General features: G+C 63.0%; 17 protein-coding genes and 2 pseudogenes. 12 read left to right on the top strand and 7 right to left on the bottom strand.

From position 1 onward, the window contains the following. Positions 1–17: 17 nt before the first annotated feature. Entirely contained in the window at positions 18–335 is a 318-nt protein-coding gene (locus ACFSNN_RS29885) for a hypothetical protein (protein ID WP_134463993.1), read from the bottom strand. Positions 336–1,110: 775 nt separating this feature from the next. Here ACFSNN_RS29885 and ACFSNN_RS29880 point away from each other — a divergent pair. Continuing rightward, entirely contained in the window at positions 1,111–1,437 is a 327-nt protein-coding gene (locus ACFSNN_RS29880) for an H-NS histone family protein (RefSeq protein ID WP_012427555.1), read from the top strand. 259 nt (positions 1,438–1,696) lie between these two features. Here the strand turns inward: ACFSNN_RS29880 and ACFSNN_RS29875 are convergent, their stop codons facing one another. Together ACFSNN_RS29875 and ACFSNN_RS29870 are read right to left on the bottom strand one after the other, a co-directional pair. Then, on the bottom strand, positions 1,697–2,218 hold the full coding sequence (locus ACFSNN_RS29875; protein WP_134463991.1) for an arsenate reductase/protein-tyrosine-phosphatase family protein: 522 nt from the start codon (positions 2,216–2,218) through the stop codon (positions 1,697–1,699). Between the two features lie 226 nt (positions 2,219–2,444). Further along, positions 2,445–2,645, bottom strand: a complete 201-nt coding sequence (locus ACFSNN_RS29870) for a hypothetical protein (RefSeq protein ID WP_134463989.1) — start codon at positions 2,643–2,645, stop codon at positions 2,445–2,447. Positions 2,646–3,078: 433 nt separating this feature from the next. On the opposite strand from ACFSNN_RS29870, the gene ACFSNN_RS29865 reads away from it, so the two are divergent. After that, positions 3,079–3,756 (top strand): gamma-glutamylcyclotransferase, encoded by a 678-nt coding sequence (locus ACFSNN_RS29865; RefSeq protein ID WP_134463987.1) that lies wholly within the window; start codon positions 3,079–3,081, stop codon positions 3,754–3,756. A 4-nt stretch (positions 3,757–3,760) separates the two neighbouring features. Here the strand turns inward: ACFSNN_RS29865 and ACFSNN_RS29860 are convergent, their stop codons facing one another. Then, the gene (locus tag ACFSNN_RS29860; protein ID WP_134463985.1) at positions 3,761–4,438 is read right to left on the bottom strand and encodes a J domain-containing protein; all 678 of its coding nucleotides are present in this window, start codon (positions 4,436–4,438) and stop codon (positions 3,761–3,763) included. 458 nt (positions 4,439–4,896) lie between these two features. Here ACFSNN_RS29860 and ACFSNN_RS29855 point away from each other — a divergent pair, with 458 nt between their 5' ends. From ACFSNN_RS29855 to ACFSNN_RS29830, 6 genes are all read left to right on the top strand, one after another. Next, positions 4,897–5,556: an NADPH-dependent FMN reductase gene (locus tag ACFSNN_RS29855; protein WP_134463983.1), complete on the top strand. Its 660-nt coding sequence runs from the start codon at positions 4,897–4,899 to the stop codon at positions 5,554–5,556. 323 nt (positions 5,557–5,879) lie between these two features. Next, positions 5,880–6,095, top strand: a complete 216-nt coding sequence (locus tag ACFSNN_RS29850; protein ID WP_012427561.1) for a transcriptional regulator — start codon at positions 5,880–5,882, stop codon at positions 6,093–6,095. 134 nt (positions 6,096–6,229) lie between these two features. Beyond that, entirely contained in the window at positions 6,230–7,183 is a 954-nt protein-coding gene (locus ACFSNN_RS29845) for a ferritin-like domain-containing protein (RefSeq protein WP_134463981.1), read from the top strand. Further along, complete coding sequence (gene iaaH, locus ACFSNN_RS29840) at positions 7,164–8,618, top strand: indoleacetamide hydrolase (RefSeq protein ID WP_134463979.1); 1,455 nt, start codon at positions 7,164–7,166, stop codon at positions 8,616–8,618. Before ACFSNN_RS29845 ends, iaaH begins: the two co-directional genes overlap by 20 nt. Positions 8,619–8,668: 50 nt before the next feature. Further along, complete coding sequence (locus ACFSNN_RS29835) at positions 8,669–9,457, top strand: CDP-diacylglycerol diphosphatase (RefSeq protein ID WP_134463977.1); 789 nt, start codon at positions 8,669–8,671, stop codon at positions 9,455–9,457. 152 nt (positions 9,458–9,609) lie between these two features. Further along, a complete protein-coding gene (locus tag ACFSNN_RS29830; protein WP_244322978.1) occupies positions 9,610–10,674 on the top strand; it encodes a fatty acid desaturase in 1,065 nt (354 codons plus the stop codon). Here ACFSNN_RS29830 and ACFSNN_RS41405 read toward each other — a convergent pair. Then, positions 10,593–10,769 (bottom strand): annotated as a pseudogene (locus tag ACFSNN_RS41405) (IS6 family transposase); the annotation flags it as partial. The gene ACFSNN_RS29830 and the pseudogene ACFSNN_RS41405 sit on opposite strands and share 82 nt — an antisense overlap. A 578-nt stretch (positions 10,770–11,347) precedes the next feature. Here ACFSNN_RS41405 and ACFSNN_RS29825 point away from each other — a divergent pair. Both ACFSNN_RS29825 and ACFSNN_RS29820 read left to right on the top strand, forming a co-directional pair. Further along, positions 11,348–12,640: an NRAMP family divalent metal transporter gene (locus ACFSNN_RS29825; RefSeq protein ID WP_134463975.1), complete on the top strand. Its 1,293-nt coding sequence runs from the start codon at positions 11,348–11,350 to the stop codon at positions 12,638–12,640. Positions 12,641–13,037: 397 nt separating this feature from the next. After that, complete coding sequence (locus ACFSNN_RS29820; RefSeq protein WP_134463971.1) at positions 13,038–14,450, top strand: class I SAM-dependent methyltransferase; 1,413 nt, start codon at positions 13,038–13,040, stop codon at positions 14,448–14,450. Positions 14,451–14,556: 106 nt separating this feature from the next. Here the strand turns inward: ACFSNN_RS29820 and ACFSNN_RS29815 are convergent, their stop codons facing one another. Beyond that, a complete protein-coding gene (locus ACFSNN_RS29815) occupies positions 14,557–14,943 on the bottom strand; it encodes a glycoside hydrolase family 15 protein (protein WP_166799363.1) in 387 nt (128 codons plus the stop codon). Positions 14,944–15,134: 191 nt separating this feature from the next. On the opposite strand from ACFSNN_RS29815, the gene ACFSNN_RS29810 reads away from it, so the two are divergent. Both ACFSNN_RS29810 and ACFSNN_RS29805 read left to right on the top strand, forming a co-directional pair. Continuing rightward, the gene (locus tag ACFSNN_RS29810) at positions 15,135–16,946 is read left to right on the top strand and encodes a chloride channel protein (protein WP_134463967.1); all 1,812 of its coding nucleotides are present in this window, start codon (positions 15,135–15,137) and stop codon (positions 16,944–16,946) included. A gap of 174 nt (positions 16,947–17,120) precedes the next feature. Then, positions 17,121–17,987, top strand: coding sequence for an SAM-dependent methyltransferase (locus ACFSNN_RS29805; protein WP_134465603.1), 867 nt, complete (start codon positions 17,121–17,123; stop codon positions 17,985–17,987). 197 nt (positions 17,988–18,184) lie between these two features. Here ACFSNN_RS29805 and ACFSNN_RS29800 read toward each other — a convergent pair. Then, positions 18,185–18,815, bottom strand: a pseudogene (locus ACFSNN_RS29800) (NtaA/DmoA family FMN-dependent monooxygenase); the annotation flags it as partial. Positions 18,816–18,978 lie beyond the last annotated feature (163 nt).

Below are 18,978 nucleotides of genomic sequence, written 5' to 3'. Positions count from 1 at the left end.
TCCCAGAGAAAGACCGGTCATTGGCCAAAATAGATTCTGCATTGCGGCGCGGAAGACATGCAGGGCTGGCTCGGTGGACCTCCCGCCTGCGATCGCCCCGCGGCTACGCCGCCGTAGGACACGTTCTGCACCGGCTGGGCGCCGGGCATGCCCTGTCCCGATTCACTGAACGACATGTCGGTCGTCGCTTGCGCCGATTCGTTCGCGTTCTGTTGCATCAGCGCGCGGCCCGACATGCCGGCGCCCTGCTGGTCTTCGAGGCCCAGCGCACCCGCCGTTTTAGGCGCCAGCAGGAACACGGCGCTGGCCAGCGCCATCCATAATCGTAGTTTCATGTCCAGACTCCTTGAATCCGGCGCAGCAGTTCTCGTCCTCCAAAGAATAGATCCGCGAAAAAAGCGAGGTTGCCCAATGGGCTGACGGACGAGTCGATGCCGATGCGAACTGCTGCGGCGAGTCATCGAACTAAACGAGCAATGATTTGCCAGACCTGCAACCGATGTCGGACGCGTTCTCGCGGCTGACCGGAATCAGTCTGCGCAGGCTGGAAACACGGATTTTGGCTCCGCTGTTTTCTTTTATAGCTCGGCCACTCAGGAATTCAATCGCGGAACACCCGCTCCGGTCTGCCGCAGCCGAAGTAGTGGGTTAGAAGAGATTTGTACAAAATCACCCAAGCCGGTACGTGCTTTGGCCGCACAGTGCGTTATGATGCTGACATAACGTCAATAATCGGCCCCGCGCGCGAAGTACCGGCGAGAGACGGAGCGTGGAGATGAAACCGGCCTGCCGCAATTAGTGCATCGTCAATACCGTTTTTTCCCTTGTGGGCATGAGGCTTGGCGCGAGACACCCGCAGCCTTCCTCGCCGCGCGGCAAAGCGCTTGAATATTCACTGATTGACACCCATGAAATTGATCGGCGGCCGTCTCGGCTAATTGCTGCGCCGCGATATATGGAGCGACGTTTTCTAAACGCTGCCTTTAGAGATTTCTTCAATCGATAACACACCGCGGGCCGTCCCCATTTATATGGATCGATGCTTTCGCGGATTTCCCTTGCAATCTGTAATTGACAGAACACCGGACGTTTTAGAAGGACGAATATCTTATGGACGAAAGGAAGCGAGATAGCATGATTGCGTATCTCCGCCATCGCATGGAAGAGTTTGGCATCAAACCCGAAGACCTTGCGGCAGTGCTGGCATCCGAACCGGCCGCGCAAAAGGCCGGACGCTACCGTAGCGCAACTGGAGATAGCTGGGACGGCCAGGGCGAAATGCCTCAATGGCTCAAACAGGCAATCAGCGCAGGTCAATCCATCGACCACTTTGAATTGTCGGCCGCGCCGGCACCTGCCCCGCAGCCGAAAAAACGCGTGGACTGGCAGAACGACCCGTTCGCCGGCAGTCCGCTCGCGCGTTCGAACAATCGATAGACCACCGTATTATTCCGCCGCTAGCGTAAAAAAATCACCCCGCACGTCCTCCGTGGGAAACCGCCGTTCGGCGCGTCCGCGAGCACGCATGTACCTGTGCCATGCACACTGTGATGCGTTGTCACGTGCGCTTGTCCCGCTTGGTTTTCGCTCTGTTCCGCTGTGACCATGTGCATCCGAGTGCCCGCGCCTGCTGTATATCCGGACGGAGCAGCACTAAACACTATGGCGTTGCATTCCGAGCGCACGCGCAATGCGTTCACGCGCCGCATGTCGTGACGCGCTGCGAAGAGGCACTCAATGCGGGAATCGCGACCGTTGCGGCGGCGCCGGCCGGCGCCGCATATTGCGGCAGTTCGATAAACGCGCTCATCTGCCGCACGATTTGCCAAAATACTTTCTCGAACACGCGCGCGCGTTCGGACTCGGCAATGTCGTGTGCGAGCGGATCGGCGAAGGCCCAGGTGCATGAGACAGGCTCGCCTGGAAATGCAGGTGCGTGGTGAGTGTCGACGGATTCGTCCAGCGCGACGACGAGGTCCATACGCGGCGCCCATTCACCGGTGAATTCCAGCCAGCTTTTCGGGCTGAGAATGCCGAGGTCCGAGATGCCTGGCCGCAATTGCGCGACCGCGCATGGATGAACCCGCGCGGCCGGTTCCGGTCCCGCGCTGAACGCGTCGAACCGGTGTCCCGCCAGTTCCCGCAACAAAGCTTCGGCAATGATGCTGCGTGCTGAATTCTCGCGACAGAGAAACAGCACCTTGTATTTTCTGGTCACGCTTACCCCGTACCCGTATTTTTTTGTTTGTTTCTGTGTGCAATTCTGCCGGCTCAGTCTTGCGCCCTCGTGACACTACGATGTTCAAATTTGTTGCGCCACGAAAATTTGCACCAGGGCTTGCTTACTCGCGGGCACCGCGCATCGCGCGTGCGCCGAAGTGTACCAGCGCAAGCGTCAAGCTTTCATTCAGCCTTCGGTAGAGTTCGAGCCGGGATCGGGCACGTCAGACCGAAGCGCCGCTCTCGCGTCGGCCGGACACGATGCGGTTGGCCGCGTCGCTCCCGTCCGATGCCGCCGCGGGCGCGGCGTCGAACCTCATGGCCGCGGGCGGCGTGCTGATCGCCTTGACACCATTGGCAATGCCGGGTGCCGCGACGTAGGGAACAAACGCCGCCACCGCAACTACTACGATGAAAGTGAACATGGCCGTCGTGCCTCTCTGGATTGACTGCGTGGAAGTCAAACGAAGCAGGACCGCATGGCAATGAGCAGGCGTCGCTCTTCAAGGCGGCGTTCGGGCGACCCCGGGAACCCATGCTGCGGACGTTGTCATTGATTCTAGAAGTGCAGATTCGAACGCTAAAGCCTGCTCTCTATATCAATTCGGTCTACCTCTATGGTCTACCGGCCAGGGCGTCATTCGTCACACGGCTGCGGGTTCGGTGGTCTCGCCGCGCGGCTCGCAACAAGGACATCGCGCGTTGTGCGCCAGCCGATTGTGCTGCTGCCGACGATGCACTACTTCCTCAAGACGGATTTATTCCGGCGAGTCCCGCCCGCATACTGGTGCTGACGTTTTATGCGCACGCCATGTCGACGGCGAGCGCGAAGCGCCACCCCACGACGGAAATGACGGGATGCTGAACAGAAACGCCATAAGCTCGGGCGCCTACCTCGAAAGTTTTGAATCGCTGCCCAAAGGAATGTTGTGGACGCAGGCGCAGATCGACGCGTCGCTCGCGCACACCATGCGGCAGCGTCCGGACAATGGCGATGTCTGGGTCTTCGCCTATGGCTCGCTGATGTGGAATCCGATCTCGGACTTCGACAGCCGCCGCATCGCCACCCTGCAAGGCTGGCATCGCAGCTTCTGCATCCGCATGATCGCTGGACGCGGCACGCCGCAGCAGCCGGGCCGCATGCTCTCGCTCGAGCAAGGCGGCAGCACGCGGGGCGTCGCGTTGCGCCTGTGCGGCGAGACGCTCGAAGAAGAACTGCGCATTCTCTGGATTCGCGAGACGGTGACGGGCGCCTATCGTCCGACGTGGGCGCCACTCACGCTCGAGGACGGCACCGAACTATCCGCGATCGCCTTCGTGGCGGATCACGGAAATCCGCAATACGAAGGCGACGCGCGAGCGACGCTGATCGCACCATCGATGGCCGTGGCGAGCGGTCTGTTCGGCACGAACGCGGAGTACGTGTTCAAGCTGCAAAGCGCGCTCGCGGACTGCGGTCTGAACGATGCCTATATCGACGAACTCGTCGCCGAACTCGCCGCCGAACTCGCACGGATCGCCGGACAACCGGCGTGATGCGTCAAAGCCGCAAGCCGTTGAGAAACTGGAACCAGAGGCCGCTCAGGGCACCGGCAGGATGCGTGTCGCTGACGGGTTCTTCGCGCTTGTCCTGATTCGCGCGCTGCCCTTGCGAAGCCTGCGCGGCGGCGTCATCTTTCGCTGAAGCCGCTTTGGTCCTGACCGAACCATCGACACTCTCCGGCGCAGCCGCCGCGACGGGTTCGGTCTCGGCCTTGGCCGTTTCGCGCCGCGCCGCTTGCAACGCCGACACGCTGTCCGCGATCTGCGCGGCTCGCCCCGCCTCGCATCGACGCCCGAGCAGCACACCGAACAGCACGTCGCGGTTGTGGCCTTCGTCGGCGAAACGCATGGCAAGCGAGACCATCTCGGCGTACGCGGCTTCGTCGGCAGCGCGCGCCGCCGCTTCGCGCTCGGCTTGCGCCTTCTGCCGGCGCGCATGCTGCGCTTCCCAACCGCGCATCTGCTCGGCGTAGACCGCGTCGTAAACCTTGCGTTGCGCGGCGTCAGAGAGGATCGCGTACGCGTCCTTGATTTCCTGGAAGGTGGCGCGCGCGACGTCTTCGGCGCCGCTGTTGCGGTCGGGATGCCACTTCATCGCGGCCTTGCGATAGGCCCGCTTGATTTCTTCGTCGGTGGCGTGCGTGGGCACGCCGAGGGTGTCATAAAGAGTTGCCATTGCTTGCTCGACCTCGCCGTGATTGGCTTTGCGGACGATCGTAACATGCGGAAAACGGCTTTATCGTGAAGTGGCCCGGCCGCGAGACTCCCGGTCAGTGGATAAAAAAAGGCCCCGCCATTTGCGTGGCGGGGCCGAGTCCCATGTCAAGGAGGAGTCATGGAGGAGACGATTCGATCATAGCCGCGTGTCATCGCGCCCCCAAACAATGCTTCGCCATATGCTTATCCGGCGCGGCTTCAAGTGCATTGCAGCGCGTGCGGCATAGGTTCCGGCTACGCTGAAGGCGCCCGCGCCGCCGCTCCGGCAAACCGCGCGGTTATATCGTTAGAACAAAAAGTCGCTTCGTGCGGCGCCCGGCGCTGATTAAGATAACGCTTCAAAGTCCGGTTCGCCCCGGTCCGCCGCGCGCAGCCCCGTGCCGGCGCACCGTGAGCCGCTACCGAAGGAGCATTTCGTTGACCAGTTTCAATCATCATCGCCGGCCGCTCGTCATCGGCATTGGCGGCACGACTCGCGCCGCTTCGTCGACCGAGCGCGCGCTCGGCTTCGCCCTGCGCGGCGCGCAGGACGCTGGAGCGAATACCCGTCTGTTCGGCGGCACCTTCCTGCACAGCCTGCCCCACTACGCGCCGGAACAGCCGCACCGCACGGACGAGCAGCTTGAACTGATCGAGGCGGTGCGCCATGCGGACGCGCTGATCATCGCCACGCCCGGCTATCACGGCGGCGTGTCCGGTCTCGTCAAGAACGCGCTCGATACGCTCGAAGAATTGCGCGCCGACGAGCGCCCGTATCTGGACGGCCGCGCAGTCGGCTGTATCGTCACGGCGTATGGCTGGCAGGCCGCGGGCTCGGTGCTGACGTCGTTACGTTCGATCGTCCACGCGTTGCGCGGCTGGCCCACGCCGTTCGGCGCCGGCATCAACACGCTGGAAACGCGCTTCGACACCGTCGACACCTGTTCGGACGCGAAGGTCGTCGAGCAGCTCGCCACCGTCGGCCAGCAGGCCGCGCAGTTCGCGCTGGCGTTCAACGCGCACCGCGTGCCGGACGCCGCGCCGCTCGGCAACGCGCTCAAGGACGCACAACCCGCGCGCCTGCTGCACGCGGTTTAATCCCCTCTTTGCCGATCGCTTCACGACGCCGTGGACCCGCCTGGGCGGCCCACGGCGCGGTCGTTCGCTCGAACCGTGCGGCACATAACAGACCCGTATTCCGCAACCCCGGATAGTGTGTTCGAACACAGCGAATATGATCCGATCGGGGCTCCTGCACACATCCCTTCTGATTTGCTTACGACTAAAGATTGGTTCACCCGCTGCGCAGCGCGGCCTAGGCTTCACCTTGCCCGCTGATTTACCGGCCGCGTGACGCTACGGGTTGCGTCCGAGGTGCCGGCCTTTTCGACGCAAGCGGGGCATAACGACTGCCAAAAATCATGAACGCACATATTCGCTACAAGGGTTACGAAGTTGCACCAGCCGCACAACAACTCCCCAATGGCCTGTTCGCCGCCAATCTGACCATCGAGAAAACTTCCGCGAATCACGACCAGCACTATTCATTCGACGCGCTCGATTATTTCTTCGACGAAGAGCACGCGCTGGCCTACGCATTTCGTTGGGGACGCATGTGGATCGATAACCACCAGTAAAGTCACCGCTCGCGTCGTTCGCATCCTGTGAGTTGCGAGCGGCGCCAGCGAGCTTGCACCGCTCGGCATCGGATTTTGAACGGTTGTGCCAGAATGGGCGACACATCGAGTTCGCCCTCCTCTGTACGCCTGCCATGTCCGATACACTGACAGATGTTGCCGAAGACCGTGCCCTGCGCCACTGGACATTCCGCGACCCCGCTCGCGTGAAGATCGGTTCCGAGGCGCACAAGCAGATGTTTTGCCGCATGCTGCTTGAAACCCACAACCCTTATAAGCCGGCCGTGCTCGATTGGCCGCCCTTGCCGCCCGATGCACTCGAACGGCTGTGTTCGCTGCCCATCTGGGACATCGCGGTGCAAACCGAAGGCCGTGCGTCGATCGCTGTCCATACCTATGCCGCGCAATTGCGCGACCCCTTGCTGCGCGAAGCCATCTCCATGGACGGCGACGAAGAAGCGCGTCACAAGCACGTGCTCTCCCGGCTGATCGCAGCCTACGGCATCGAGATCGCGCCCGAGCCCGACTATTTGCCGCCGCGCGACGCCGAATGGGAATGGATGCGCACGGGCTATAGCGAGTGCATCGACAGTTTTTTTGCGTTCGGACTATTCCGCTCCGCGCAGCAGTCGGGCTTTTTTCCCGAGGCGCTGGTCGAGACTTTCGAACCCGTGATTCAGGAGGAAGCGCGCCACATTTTGTTTTTCATCAACTGGGTCGCGTGGTATCGGCGCACCATGCCGCTGTGGCGCAGACCGTGGCATTCGCTGCGCGTGGCCGCGATCTGGCTGGTGCTGGTCTGGCAGCGCCTCGCGATCGCGCGCGGCATCGACACGAAAGGCATGGCGCACGATTCGAATTTTCTGCCCGCGAGCAGCGGTGTGATCGGCGAGGCAATGAACGCACCCGACCTGTTCGCGCTCTGCCTCGCGGAAAACGACCGCCGCATGAGCGGTTACGATGCGAGACTGCTGCGCCCGAAGCTCGTGCCCACGCTGGCGCGCTTCGCCCTGCGCTTCATGAAACCCTCGCGCCGGGACACCCCATCAGGACAAGGAGACGCCGGCCATGACATGGACCGTCGATGAACAACTCGCGTTGAGCGCTACCGAAGCCGTAGCCGCGATCCAATCCGGCCGCCTCAACGCCGCCGATTACGTGGCCACCTTGCTCGCGCGCGCGGCGGCGCTCGCGAGCCTCAATGCGCTCACCACGCTCGAGCTCGACGGCGCGCTCGCCGCCGCGCGGCGCATCGACGCCTTGCCCGCCGCCGAAAAGGCCCGCTTGCCGCTCGCGGGTTTGCCCATCGTCGTGAAGGACAACATCAACACGGCGGGCATGCAAACCTCGGCGGGCACGCCGGCGCTCGCGGGCTTCATACCGAAGACCAATGCGCCCTCGGTGCAGCGCCTCATCGACGCCGGCGCGATCGTGCTCGGCAAGGCGAATATGCATGAACTGGCGTTCGGCATCACGAGTACGAACCTCGCCGCGCATGCGGGCCCGGTGCGCAATCCCTACGATCCCTCGCTGATTCCGGGCGGTTCGTCGGGCGGCACCGCGGCGGCGATTGCCGCGCGCATCGTACCCGCGGGTCTAGGCACCGACACCGGCGGCTCGACCCGCATTCCGGCCGCGTTGACGGGCACGGCGGGGTTTCGTCCATCGGTCGGCAAGGGCGGCGCCGAACGGCGCTATCACGACCCGGACGCCGTCGTGCCGATCAGCCACACGCGCGACACGGTTGGGCCGATGGCGCGCACCGTCGCCGATATTGCGCTGCTCGACGGCGTGATCACCGGCGCCGGCGCATTGCCGGCCGTCGCGTTGAACGGCTTGCGCATCGGCTTGCCCGCGCCGCTCTGGGAAGGACTCGAGCGGCAGGTGGAGGACGTCGCGCGAGCCGCGTTGCAGCAGCTCGAAGCGGCGGGCGTGGTATTCGTGCCGGTGGCGATGAGCGAACTGGACGATCTGAACGGCATGGTGGGCGGCCCGATCGCGATCCATGAGCCACGCGACGACGTGCTCGCGTGGCTCGTCGCTAACGACGCGCCCGTCAAGACCGTCGTCGAAATGGCGGCCCGCATTGCCAGCCCGGACGTGCGCGCGATTTACGACGGCGTGCTAAGCGATGTGCTCGGCGACCGCTACGAGGCCGCGCTGAATCATTGGCGGCCGCGATTGCAGCAGTACATGGCCGCGACCTTCGCCGACGAGCGGATCGACGCGCTGCTGTTTCCGACCACGCGCCTCGCCGCCGTGCCGATCGACGAGGTGAACGGCTCGTCGGTCGTGTCGATCGACGGTTCGGCGGCAATCGACACCATGGACGCGTTCCTGCACAATACCGATCCGGCCAGCACCTCAGGCATTCCGGGGCTCTCGCTGCCCGCGGGCATGACCGCGAGCGGCCTGCCGGTCGGACTCGAACTGGACGGCCCGCTCGGCGAGGACCGGCGTCTTCTTGCGATCGGCATTGCGTTCGAACAGTTGCTTGGCGCGTTGCCGGCGCCGGTGCTTTGATACCGCAACCGCCTTCACACAACCTCTAAAAAAACTCAACTACAACGCCGATGAAAACTCTGATGCCCGCTCTCCCGCAGCGGGCCCTTTTACGCAACGGCGCGCGAATCGCCGCAGCATTGGCCCTCGCCTTGGCCGCCAGCGCATGCGCCCGCCTCGCCGCGGTCGACTCGAATGCGCTGTGGAAAATCGTCGATCTGCGTTGCGTGCCGTCCCAGCAGGCAACTGGCACGCCGGGTCAATGCACGTTTGTCGACCTCAACAAACGCTACGCTATCCTGAAGGATATCGTCGGACGCTCGCAGCACCTGTTGATTCCTACCGACCGCATCACCGGTATCGAAAGCCCGCTCGTGCTTGCGCCGCATGCGCAGGATTACTGGGTCGACGCCTGGGACGCGCGCACCTACGTCGAAAAATCGGTCAAGCGCTCGCTGCCCGACAATCAACTGAGCCTCGAAATCAATTCGCAATATCGTCGCTCGCAGAACCAGTTGCACATTCATATCGATTGCATGCGCGCGGATATCAGCGAAGCGCTCGCGCGTCACGCCAAAGATTCACCGGATGAATGGCACTGGGAGACCCTCGACGGTAATCGCTACCGCATCATGCGCGTGAGCTCGCTCGCGGGCGCCGACAACCCGTTTCGCATCGTCGCGCGCGACAACCAGGGCGCGGCGGCAATGGCCATGCAAACCATCCTCGTGACGGGCGCGGGGCCGTCCGCTGACAAGGACGGCTGGCTGATCGTCAACAGCGGGATCGACATGGACGACGGCAGCGGCACGGCCGAAGGTCTCCAGGATCACGCCTGCCGCGTGGCGAACGCGCCCTGAGCGCCTGACCAGCACGGCTTGGAGACGCGCCGGCGCTAGAGCGCCGGCCGCCTTTTCACGTTTTCACGGATGCATTGCTGAACAAATTGGTTCTGGCAATGCGTGAGGGTCCGTAGGATCGGTCTGAACCTGCATTCCGACCGATCCTGTTCATGGCGATTTATCTCGACGACGCGCAACGCAACACCCTCGCCCGCATGGCGACAAACTGGACATGGCGCACGCAATGGCCGACCTGGACGTTGATCGTAACGATCTATGGCGGATGGTTCGGCGTGGCGACGCATGCGCGCGTGCTCGGACTGCCGTTCACCACGCTGCTGCTGGCCGTTCTCGGCACGTGGTACATGTCGTTGCAACATGAGCTGCTGCACGGTCACCCTACGCGTTCGCCGTTCGTCAACGCCCTGCTCGGTTTCGCGCCGCTCGCCGTGTGGTTTCCGTATGGCATCTATCGCGATTCACATCTTCAGCATCACGACGATCCGCATCTGACGCATTCCGAGCGCGACCCGGAAAGCTACTTCGTCAGCGCGCTCGTATGGCGACGCTCGGGTTGGGCAATTCGCGCGCTGCTGACTTTCCGTAATACGTTTATCGGGCGCTTGCTGGTCGGGCCTGCGTTCTCCATCGCCGCGACGGGCGTGGATACGCTGCGTAAGGTCAAGAGCGGCGATTGGCGCGATGTTCCGCTGTGGCTTGCGCACTTCGCCGCCGTTGCGGGGCTCGCGGCCTGGATGCAACTTGCGTGCGGGATCCCGGCGTGGGTTTTTATTGTCGGCGCGGGTTATGGTGCGCTGTCGTTGAGTTCGATCCGTTCATTTCAGGAACATCGTGAGGCGCAAGCGCATGAGCATCGCAGCGTGATTAACGAAGCGGCGTGGTTCTGGCGTCTGCTGTTTTTGAACAATAACTATCATCTGGTTCATCATGACTTGCCGCATGTGCCGTGGTTTGCGCTTCGGGAAGTCTATGAGAGGTCCCGCCAGCAATACATCGATCGCTCTGGAGGCTTTCTGGTAAGGGGTTATGGCGAGTGGATCAGGCGGTTTTCGTTGGCTGCGATAACACATCCAGTCGCAGGGGCACTGTCAACTTTCGGCAGCAGCACGGACTACGGCGAAGAGTCAATCGCTCAGGAGGCGGTCGACGGATTTTGGGCTATGCCGGTGAATTCGTGCCACGCAGCGAATCGAGAAGCGAGTTGTTTGCGATAGAGCGAGACGCGCAGCAAGTGCGCTTTGAGCGCGAAGTGCTGCCGGACCAGTCCTAAGCTCGAGAGAAAAGCCTGCGTGCGCTTCGGGTCACGGTCGTCACCCGCCGTTCGACGACATTCCGACCGAGGTTGTCCAGGAATCGCTGCAATGGCTGGAAAAGAAGAAGCGCCGACGAATGCTCGCAGCGTCGAGGCAAATTCGGGAAATGGTCGACTGGAGCCGGCGCGAACCCATGCGGCCGGACAATTTTGCTTCGGGCTCATTCCATTCAACGCCCTGCACCGCCAGTTTCCGCATCACGCGGACGCTTTCCCCTCAAGGCCCCTGCGCCTGCAATTCGAGCGGCACGCCCGGCTTGCCCGATATTCGCGGCGCGGTCACGAAGTAGCGGCGCCGGCCCGCCGCCGATAATAGTGACGCGAGCCAGGAGGCCCTCGTGCAGGAATGCGCTTTGCTCGACCCTTGCACCATCTGCATCTCGCCACGCGATGCCCGGGCGCTCACCATTGAATCAAAAGTCTCACAAAATCCCTGACAGCCGCGCTCGCTGGACGATGCAGGACTCGCAGTCGCTGACCCGCAATCCCCGCAGTGTTCGGGGATAAGCGGCAGCCGGTGTCAGCCGTTCCCTGGTTACGACCGTACTCGCTCTTGCGGCAGCGCAAGGAGAACCATGTCCCTCGTCGTCGAACATGAACAAGGCCCGGATGCGCGCGACGGGCTGCCTGCGCATTCGTGGGCGACCCACGTCGGCCCCGGACTGGTTTCGACCGCGACGGACAACGACCCGAGTGGCGTGATGACATATTCGCTGGCCGGCGCGCAATTCGGCTACGACATGCTCTGGATGTGCGCGCTGTCGTATCCGTCCATGGTGGCATTCCAGCTCGTCGCCGCGAGGATCGCCGCGCAGACGGGCAAGGGCCTGACGTTGAACATGCGCGAGCATTATTCGCGGCTGCTGTTCTACGTTGCCGTCATGCGCTTTCTCGTCGCCAACGTCTTCAACATTGCGGCCGACGTCATTGCAATGGGCGTTGGCGCACAACTGCTGTGGCGCGGCTCGGTGCCCCTCTTCGCCGCAATCTTCGGCGTACTGTCGATCGCGCTCCAGTGGTTCGTGCCGTATGCGCGCTATGCGCGGATTCTGAAATGGCTCGCAGCGTGCCTGTTTGCCTACGTCGGCGTTACGCTGATAAGCGAATCGTCATGGCCGACGCTCGCGCTGCGCGCTGTCGCACCGCGAATCACATGGAGCGTGGACTATTTCACCATGTTGCTGGCGGTGCTGGGTACGACCATCAGTCCGTACCTGCTGTTCGCCCAGGCCGAACAGCAGATCGAGGAACAGCCGCCACAAGCGGTCGGCGCGGACGGCGCGAGAAGCAACCGGCAGCTCAAAAAAAACCGCCTTGAAACACTCGTCAGGACCATTCTCTCCAATTCGACCGGCCTGTTTATCATGGCGGCGGCCGCCCTGACACTCCACGCGCGCGGACACGGGCTCGACAATGCGTACGACGCCGCGAGCGTACTTCGGCCGCTGGCTGGAGGCTATGCGCCGCACGTGCTCGGGCTGGCGCTCATCGGTACGGCCCTCCTCGCATTGCCCCCGCTCGCCGGCTCCGCTGCCAATGCGGCTGTGAGCGCGCGCGACCGTCGCGCCGGCAGGCAACGCAACCGGCCGGTTGCGTGGGCATTGGTCGTCGTGATGGCGCTCGGCATTTCGCTCGGCGTCGCGTTGACGCTCGCACGAGTCGAACCGGTCCGGGCACTCTACTGGAGCGCGGTACTCAACGGCTCTACCGCGACACCCGTCATGGTGATGCTCGTGCTGCTGAGCATGAAACGCTCGGCGGTAGGCGATCTCAGCGCGCATTGGACCTTGCGCGCGCTGTGCTGGCTTGCCACGGTGTTTGCGGGCGCGGCGCTGGCCGCCGAGTTCGCATGCCGCTGGTTCACGTGAGCGCTGCCCGTCCGGCTTTCGACACAATCGCCAAAGCCTGCTCCTCGATTCGCATGCAAACGCCCTGCCATGGTTTGCTCCGCGCGTCAGATTGCCCTGGAAACCTCGATGGCCACTTTGCCTTGCACATGTCCTTTATCGAGTCTCGCGAGCGCTGTGCCAGCGGTGACACCCGGCTCGGCGAGTCGTTCACGCACTTGAATTTCGCGCGCCGCGACGATCCCATCGTTCTGCAAATCATATGGCGAATGGGCGACGAAACGTCTATCAGCACACGGCAAGTATGTACCAGCTTATATATCAACTTGTGATATATAATCGACTGCATGATGGTCCGCACGCGAGTACAGCTGCGGCACCGGACCTAGGAGCCGACCCGCTGAAGGAGACGGCGATCATGATGCTATCTAGCGTTTTGCGGCAATCGGCTGAACAACAGCTCGCCGGCCTGCCGCTGCCGTGTTCACTGCGGCTTCCGGACGGCGGGCGCATCGGCGCCACGCAGCCGCGAATCTCGTTCGTCATCCGTGACATCCGAACGCTTCTGCATCTGACCCAGGGTGCGATTGGGCGATTGGCGGAAGACTATGTGGAAGGCCGGCTGGAGATCGACGGCACGATGCACGATCTGATGGCCGCCGCTCCCAAGCTTCTTCGTCATGACCCGACTCAGGACACGCCCGGATGGCTCACGAGCCGCCTCAAGCGTGCCCGCTTTGCCCTATGGGAGCGCACTCACCACAGCCGGTCCGCCGACGCCGCGCAGGTCCAGCATCACTACGACGTTTCCGACGCTTTCTACGCGCTGTGGCTCGACCCGTTGCGTGTGTATTCGTGTGCGTACTTTGCCGCGCCCGACATGTCGCTGGCGCAGGCGCAGCAAGCCAAACTGGATCACATCTGCAGGAAGCTGCTGCTGCGTCCCGGCGAACGCTTCCTCGACGTGGGCGCCGGTTGGGGTGGCCTGCTGATTTGGGCCGCCGAGCACTACGGCGTTACCGCCACTGGCATCACGCTGTCGAAAAACCAGCACGCTTACGTGAACCGCCTCGTCGATGAAAAGGGACTGCGGGGCCGCGTGCGGATGCTGCTGCAGGACTACCGCGACCTCGACGAATCCAGCACCTTCGACAAGATCGCTTCGGTGGGCATGTGCGAACACGTCGGCCGCCCCAACCTGCCCGTGTACTTTGCGAAGATGCAGCGCCTGCTGCAGCCGGGAGGCCTCATGTTGAACCACAGCATTACGGCCGGCGGCGTGGACAATCCACAACTCGACGGCGGCATGGGTGATTTCATCGACAAGTACATTTTCCCCGGCGGTCAGTTGGTGCACGTGAGCGTCATGTTGAACGCGATGACGCGCGGCAATCTCGAACCGCTGGACGCCGAGTGTCTTCGTCCGCATTACGCGCGCACCTTGTGGTGCTGGGCCGATGCGCTCGAAGCCCGTCTCGACGAGGCGCGCCGCCTACTCGGCGCCGATGCGGAGAAGATCATCCGGGCATATCGCCTCTATCTGGCCGGCTCGGCGATGGGATTCGAGCGCGGCTGGACCTCGCTGTTCCAGATTCTGGTGGCGCGCGCCGACGACAGGGCCGCGGGACGCGGTCTGCCCGCCGGCCACCTGCGCGCCCAACGATCTGACTATCCGTTCAATCGCTCGTACATGTACGGGCGTTCGACACCGGATGCGATGCACGATGAACCCGCGGACACGCTCGCCTGCGCAGCCACCGACCCGCTCGCCAGCGACTGCAATGAGGTTGAGCGAGGCCCGCGCGCTAATCGTCGCCGTTCGCTTGAGTGATGTTGCCGCGCGCGTGTGTCCGCGAGTCAGCGTCAGCCCGGTATTCACCAGCGCGACGTGGGAAAACGCCTGCGGGAATTTCCCACGAGCCGGCGTGCGCGGTACGTTAACGGAAGACGAGGCCATCGCTCATCAAATGCCGCTCGATCGCGGCAACCATGCCTCGCATACGCGGGTCGTGGTCGTGCGGCGATATGAAGCCCACGAGCGGCAGCAGCAAGAGACTTGCGTCGAGTTCATCGCCGCCATACGTCTGCGTAAAGGAGTCGAGATCGGTCCTGAAGGCGTCGCGGCAAACGTCGGCATGGATGCGGAGGCGCAACCGTTGCCACTCGCGTAGCGGCGCTTGCTGATGGGATTGCGTCGCCGCGCGGATGGCGCGGTCCACCGCGACCCACGCCATCACTTTCGAAACGGTATTCTGCTGCGGCTTGCCGCGGCTTTCCCAGATGCCCTGATCGGGTTGCCGCCAGATCTGTGCAAGATGCGCCACGAGTTCGCTCTCGAGCGCCGGCGCCGCGCCTCGTCGGGGTAGCCGCCGCGCAGCAGCGCGAGCAATGTCAGGCTCGCGTCCCGCAGCTATCCGCTCGACCACGCGACTCGCGATGTGCGCACATTAGATCATGTTGTGATATAAATGCGCCTTGACGGTTGACATCATCGGCGCTCAGGCCAGGGAGAATCATGAGCGAACACAGGGGCGACTTCGCAACAGATGTCCGACTTCTGCGCATCAGCGCCATTGCCGCGGTTGGCGGGGCGTTGAGCACGGTCGCCGCCGATTTCTTGCTGCACCTCATCCGGTTCTTCACGAACCTGTTCTTCTTCCAGACGCTCTCCACGGCCAATCATTCGCCGTCGCTGAACACGCTCGGACTTCTTGTCGTCGTGATTCCGGTGCTCGGCGGCATCCTGGTGGGCCTGATCGCGCGCTTCGGCTCCGAGCAGATTCGTGGCCACGGCATCCCGGAAGCCATCGAAGCGATACTGTTCGGCAAGAGCAAGATGTCGCCCAAAGTCGCGATCCTCAAGCCGCTCGCCTCGGCGATCGCAATCGGCAGCGGCGGTCCGTTCGGCGCGGAAGGCCCGATCATCATGACGGGCGGAGCGATCGGCTCGCTCGTCGCGCAGTACTTCCATCTGTCGAGCGCCGAGAGAAAGGCGTTGCTGGTGGCGGGAGCCGTGGCCGGCATGACCGCGGTGTTCGGCACGCCCGTCGCCTCCGTGCTCCTTGCCATCGAGCTTCTATTGTTCGAACTGCGGCCGCGCAGCCTCCTGCCGGTCGCCATCGCATGTGCCGTGGCCGGATTCACGCGCCCGCTGCTACTCGGCAGCGGTCCGCTCTTTCCGCTGCACACGCTGCCGCTGGGCCCGATCGGTCTCGTCGCATCGGGCATTGCCGGGGTCATCGCCGGCGCACTGTCCTGGGGGTTGTCCTCAGGGCTCTACAAGATCGAAGACCTGTTCGCCAGACTGCCCATCCATTGGATGTGGTGGCCGGCATTGGGCGCCATCGCCGTCGGTATCGGCGGATATTTTCAGCCGCGTACGCTGGGTGTCGGATACGACGTCATCGGCGATCTGTTGCAGAACCACCTGGCCGTGGGCGTCGTCGTCGCGATCGTCCTCGTCAAGGCCGTGATCTGGGTCATCGCGCTGGCATCGGGCACATCGGGCGGCGTGTTGGCGCCGTTGCTGATGATGGGCGCCGGCGTGGGCGCGATCGCCGGGCCTTACATGCCGGGCGGCGAACCCGCGGTCTGGCCGCTCATCTTCATGGCCGCGGCGCTGGGCGGCATGATGCGCGCCCCCGTCATGGCGGCCGTGTTCGCGTTCGAACTCACGGGCGACGCCAACGCGCTGCTGCCGCTGCTCGCGGCCGCGGCAATCGCCTACGGTTTCACGGTTCTGCTCATGCGTCGCTCGATCCTGACGGAAAAGGTCGCGCGCCGCGGCTTTCACATCTATCGCGAGTACAGCATCGACCCGCTGGAAAGACACTATGTCGACGAGGTCATGACCCGCAACGTCCAGACGATCGATGCCGACATGACGGTCGCCGATGTGCTTCGAGACTATTTCGGAGCACGACAGAAGTACCGCGCGTATCCGGTTGTCTCCGCCGGGACTTTGGTGGGCATGGCGGAGCGGGCGCTGATCGAGTTGATTCCCGCCGCGCAGGCCAATGCCCGGATCGGCACATTCGTTTCGCACGCGAGGCTCGAAATCGCGCTGCCGCGAGAAACTTGCCGCAGCGTGGCCGCCCGCCTCGCCATAACGGGACTCGACCGTGTGCCGGTGGTCGAAGACGAGAATACGCGACGTCTGCTCGGAATCGTATCGAGGCACGACCTCGTTAAACCGTCGATGTCCGTGTTCGCCGAAGAGCATGAAATGGAGCAGTTTCGCCGCGTCTGGATTCCGCGGACCACGCGTTTCGCACCGACGAACAAGCGGGAAGACGTACCCGGCCGGCGCGCCGATGTGGCCCGATGAAATCCAGCAAAACAACGGAGACAACAGATGCCTCAGGACGGAAAACTCACCCGTTGGGTCAGTACCGTATATTCGCAGATGAGCACGTCGGTGCGCACGGCACCGCGGAGCTGGCAATCACACGACGAAGGTCGCCCGGATCATCGCGAGCATGCGGCCATCGGGAATGTGTTCATGGGCAAAGCACTGCGCGAGCATGGCGGAAATCTTCCGCAGGATTGCTACGCGATGGTGCTCGATCCGCTGATGGTCTACTCGTGCGCCTACTTCGAGCGCGGCGATGAAGATCTCGCGACGGCGCAGCTGAAAAAGATCGACCACGTCCTCACGAAAATCGGGCTCGAGCCCGGCCAGCATCTGCTCGATGTCGATTGTGGTTGGGGCGCGTTGGTGATTCGGGCAGCCGAAAAGTTCGGCGCGCGATGCGTGGGGATTACCCAGTCGAAAAATCAGTTCGATTGGGCCAACGAGAGCGTCAAGAAAGCCAACCTCACGGACCGCGTCGAAATCCGCCTGCAAGCCTACCCCGATGTGAAGGGCTCGTTCGACCGGATCACGAGCCTGGGCCTGTTCGAATTCGACAGCCGCGGCGATCTTCTGGAGTACTTTTCCGTCTTGCAGGAACGCCTCGCGGCAGACGGCGTGCTCGTCAGTCATGGAATCATGTCCGCGGGGCGAGGCAACGGCAACGTCCGATTAAGCGGCGGTGAGTTTTCCAGTCCCTATTCATTGACGGACGACGAACTGCCCGACCTTGGGCATGCGTTGACGGCAATGCGGGCAGGCGGTCTGGAAGTGTCGGACGTCAACAATCTGCGCCGCCACTGCGTGAGGACGCTGCAACTGTGGGAGGAAAACTTGCGCGCGGCATCGATCGCGGAGAGACAGTACATCGACGATCGAAGCCTTTGTGCCTGGCGCGATCATCTGAACGAATGGGCCACCGCATTCGAGCATGACGATGCAACGATCTACGAGATAGTTGGACGAAAAGTCGGTACGCCCGTCAGTGCGCTACCGTGGCCGGGCGGAGTCGGTTGAACGCTTCGATTCACATGTGGCATGCACGCTTGGAACGCGTTGTGCGGAAACATTGGCCTGCGCAACAACATGCCGCTCGCTAACGGGCCTCGACACAATCCGCACCCCGGTTCGCCAATGCACGCCGGTCTTCGCGCCGGACTCGCATGGCAAAAGGGCGCGGCAGCCTTCAGGTCGGCTATATGATTATCAGAGCGCTCGTCGAGCGCATCGCCCACCACCACAAAAGCGGCCGGCAGAATCTTCATATGGTCGCGTTGCCGGCCGAGTTTGTGCATGCGGCCTTTTACATCGGCGTAGAAGCGCTTGCCGCCTTCGACGGCTCAGCGCGGTGCACACCACCTCGGCGGTTTCGGCCGCGATCTGACGCCCCGCTTCGGATGAACCCGCCTGCACGATGACGGGCCAGCCCTGAACGGGGCCCGCGATATTCAGCCGCCCGCGCACCGAGAAGTTCTCGCTCTTGTAGTTCAGCACATGCAGTTTCTGCGGATCGAAGCAGGTGCCGGTTTCCGTATCGCGGATAAACGCGTCGTCGGCCCAACTATCCCAAAGGCCGGTGACCACATCGAAGAACTCGCGGTCGCGCTCGTCGTGCTCGACATGTTCGACGTGTTCGTCGAGAGCGAAACTGAGTGCGGCGTCCGGGTTCGACGTCGTCACGAAATTCCATCCCGCACGTCCGCCGCTGATGTGGTCGAGCGAGGCGAAACGCCGGGCAATGTGATACGGCGCGTCGAACGTGATGGACGCCGTGGCGACCAGTCCTAGCCTTTCGGTAACCGCCGCCAGCGCGGGCAACAAGGTCAGCGGTTCGAACGACGTGAGAAATACAAAGCACAAAATCTTCGTTCGCCCGAAGGGCTTCCGTCACTAGACTGTGATTCGACTTGTCATAACAAGTACAGACAACCCCACGAACCATGACGAAATCCGACCCCGCCAACGTGCTGCCACTCGCCGCCCCTCCGCTCTACGAGCAGATCAAGAC

This window comes from Paraburkholderia dipogonis, assembly GCF_042680985.1.
In the GTDB taxonomy this organism is placed as follows: Bacteria; Pseudomonadota; Gammaproteobacteria; order Burkholderiales; family Burkholderiaceae; genus Paraburkholderia; species Paraburkholderia phytofirmans.
This window is presented reverse-complemented; position numbering and strand designations above follow the sequence as displayed.

Bases quoted from the DNA above. Each gene is read 5' to 3' on its own strand.
- ACFSNN_RS29885 (WP_134463993.1), bottom strand. From the start codon at position 335: ATGAAACTACGATTATGGATGGCGCTGGCCAGCGCCGTGTTCCTGCTG.
- ACFSNN_RS29880 (WP_012427555.1), top strand. From the start codon at position 1,111: ATGGACGAAAGGAAGCGAGATAGCATGATTGCGTATCTCCGCCATCGC.
- ACFSNN_RS29870 (WP_134463989.1), bottom strand. From the start codon at position 2,645: ATGTTCACTTTCATCGTAGTAGTTGCGGTGGCGGCGTTTGTTCCCTAC.
- ACFSNN_RS29865 (WP_134463987.1), top strand. From the start codon at position 3,079: ATGCTGAACAGAAACGCCATAAGCTCGGGCGCCTACCTCGAAAGTTTT.
- ACFSNN_RS29860 (WP_134463985.1), bottom strand. From the start codon at position 4,438: ATGGCAACTCTTTATGACACCCTCGGCGTGCCCACGCACGCCACCGAC.
- ACFSNN_RS29850 (WP_012427561.1), top strand. From the start codon at position 5,880: ATGAACGCACATATTCGCTACAAGGGTTACGAAGTTGCACCAGCCGCA.
- ACFSNN_RS29845 (WP_134463981.1), top strand. From the start codon at position 6,230: ATGTCCGATACACTGACAGATGTTGCCGAAGACCGTGCCCTGCGCCAC.
- iaaH (WP_134463979.1), top strand. From the start codon at position 7,164: ATGACATGGACCGTCGATGAACAACTCGCGTTGAGCGCTACCGAAGCC.
- ACFSNN_RS29835 (WP_134463977.1), top strand. From the start codon at position 8,669: ATGAAAACTCTGATGCCCGCTCTCCCGCAGCGGGCCCTTTTACGCAAC.
- ACFSNN_RS29830 (WP_244322978.1), top strand. From the start codon at position 9,610: ATGGCGATTTATCTCGACGACGCGCAACGCAACACCCTCGCCCGCATG.
- ACFSNN_RS29825 (WP_134463975.1), top strand. From the start codon at position 11,348: ATGTCCCTCGTCGTCGAACATGAACAAGGCCCGGATGCGCGCGACGGG.
- ACFSNN_RS29820 (WP_134463971.1), top strand. From the start codon at position 13,038: ATGATGCTATCTAGCGTTTTGCGGCAATCGGCTGAACAACAGCTCGCC.
- ACFSNN_RS29810 (WP_134463967.1), top strand. From the start codon at position 15,135: ATGAGCGAACACAGGGGCGACTTCGCAACAGATGTCCGACTTCTGCGC.
- ACFSNN_RS29805 (WP_134465603.1), top strand. From the start codon at position 17,121: ATGGGCAAAGCACTGCGCGAGCATGGCGGAAATCTTCCGCAGGATTGC.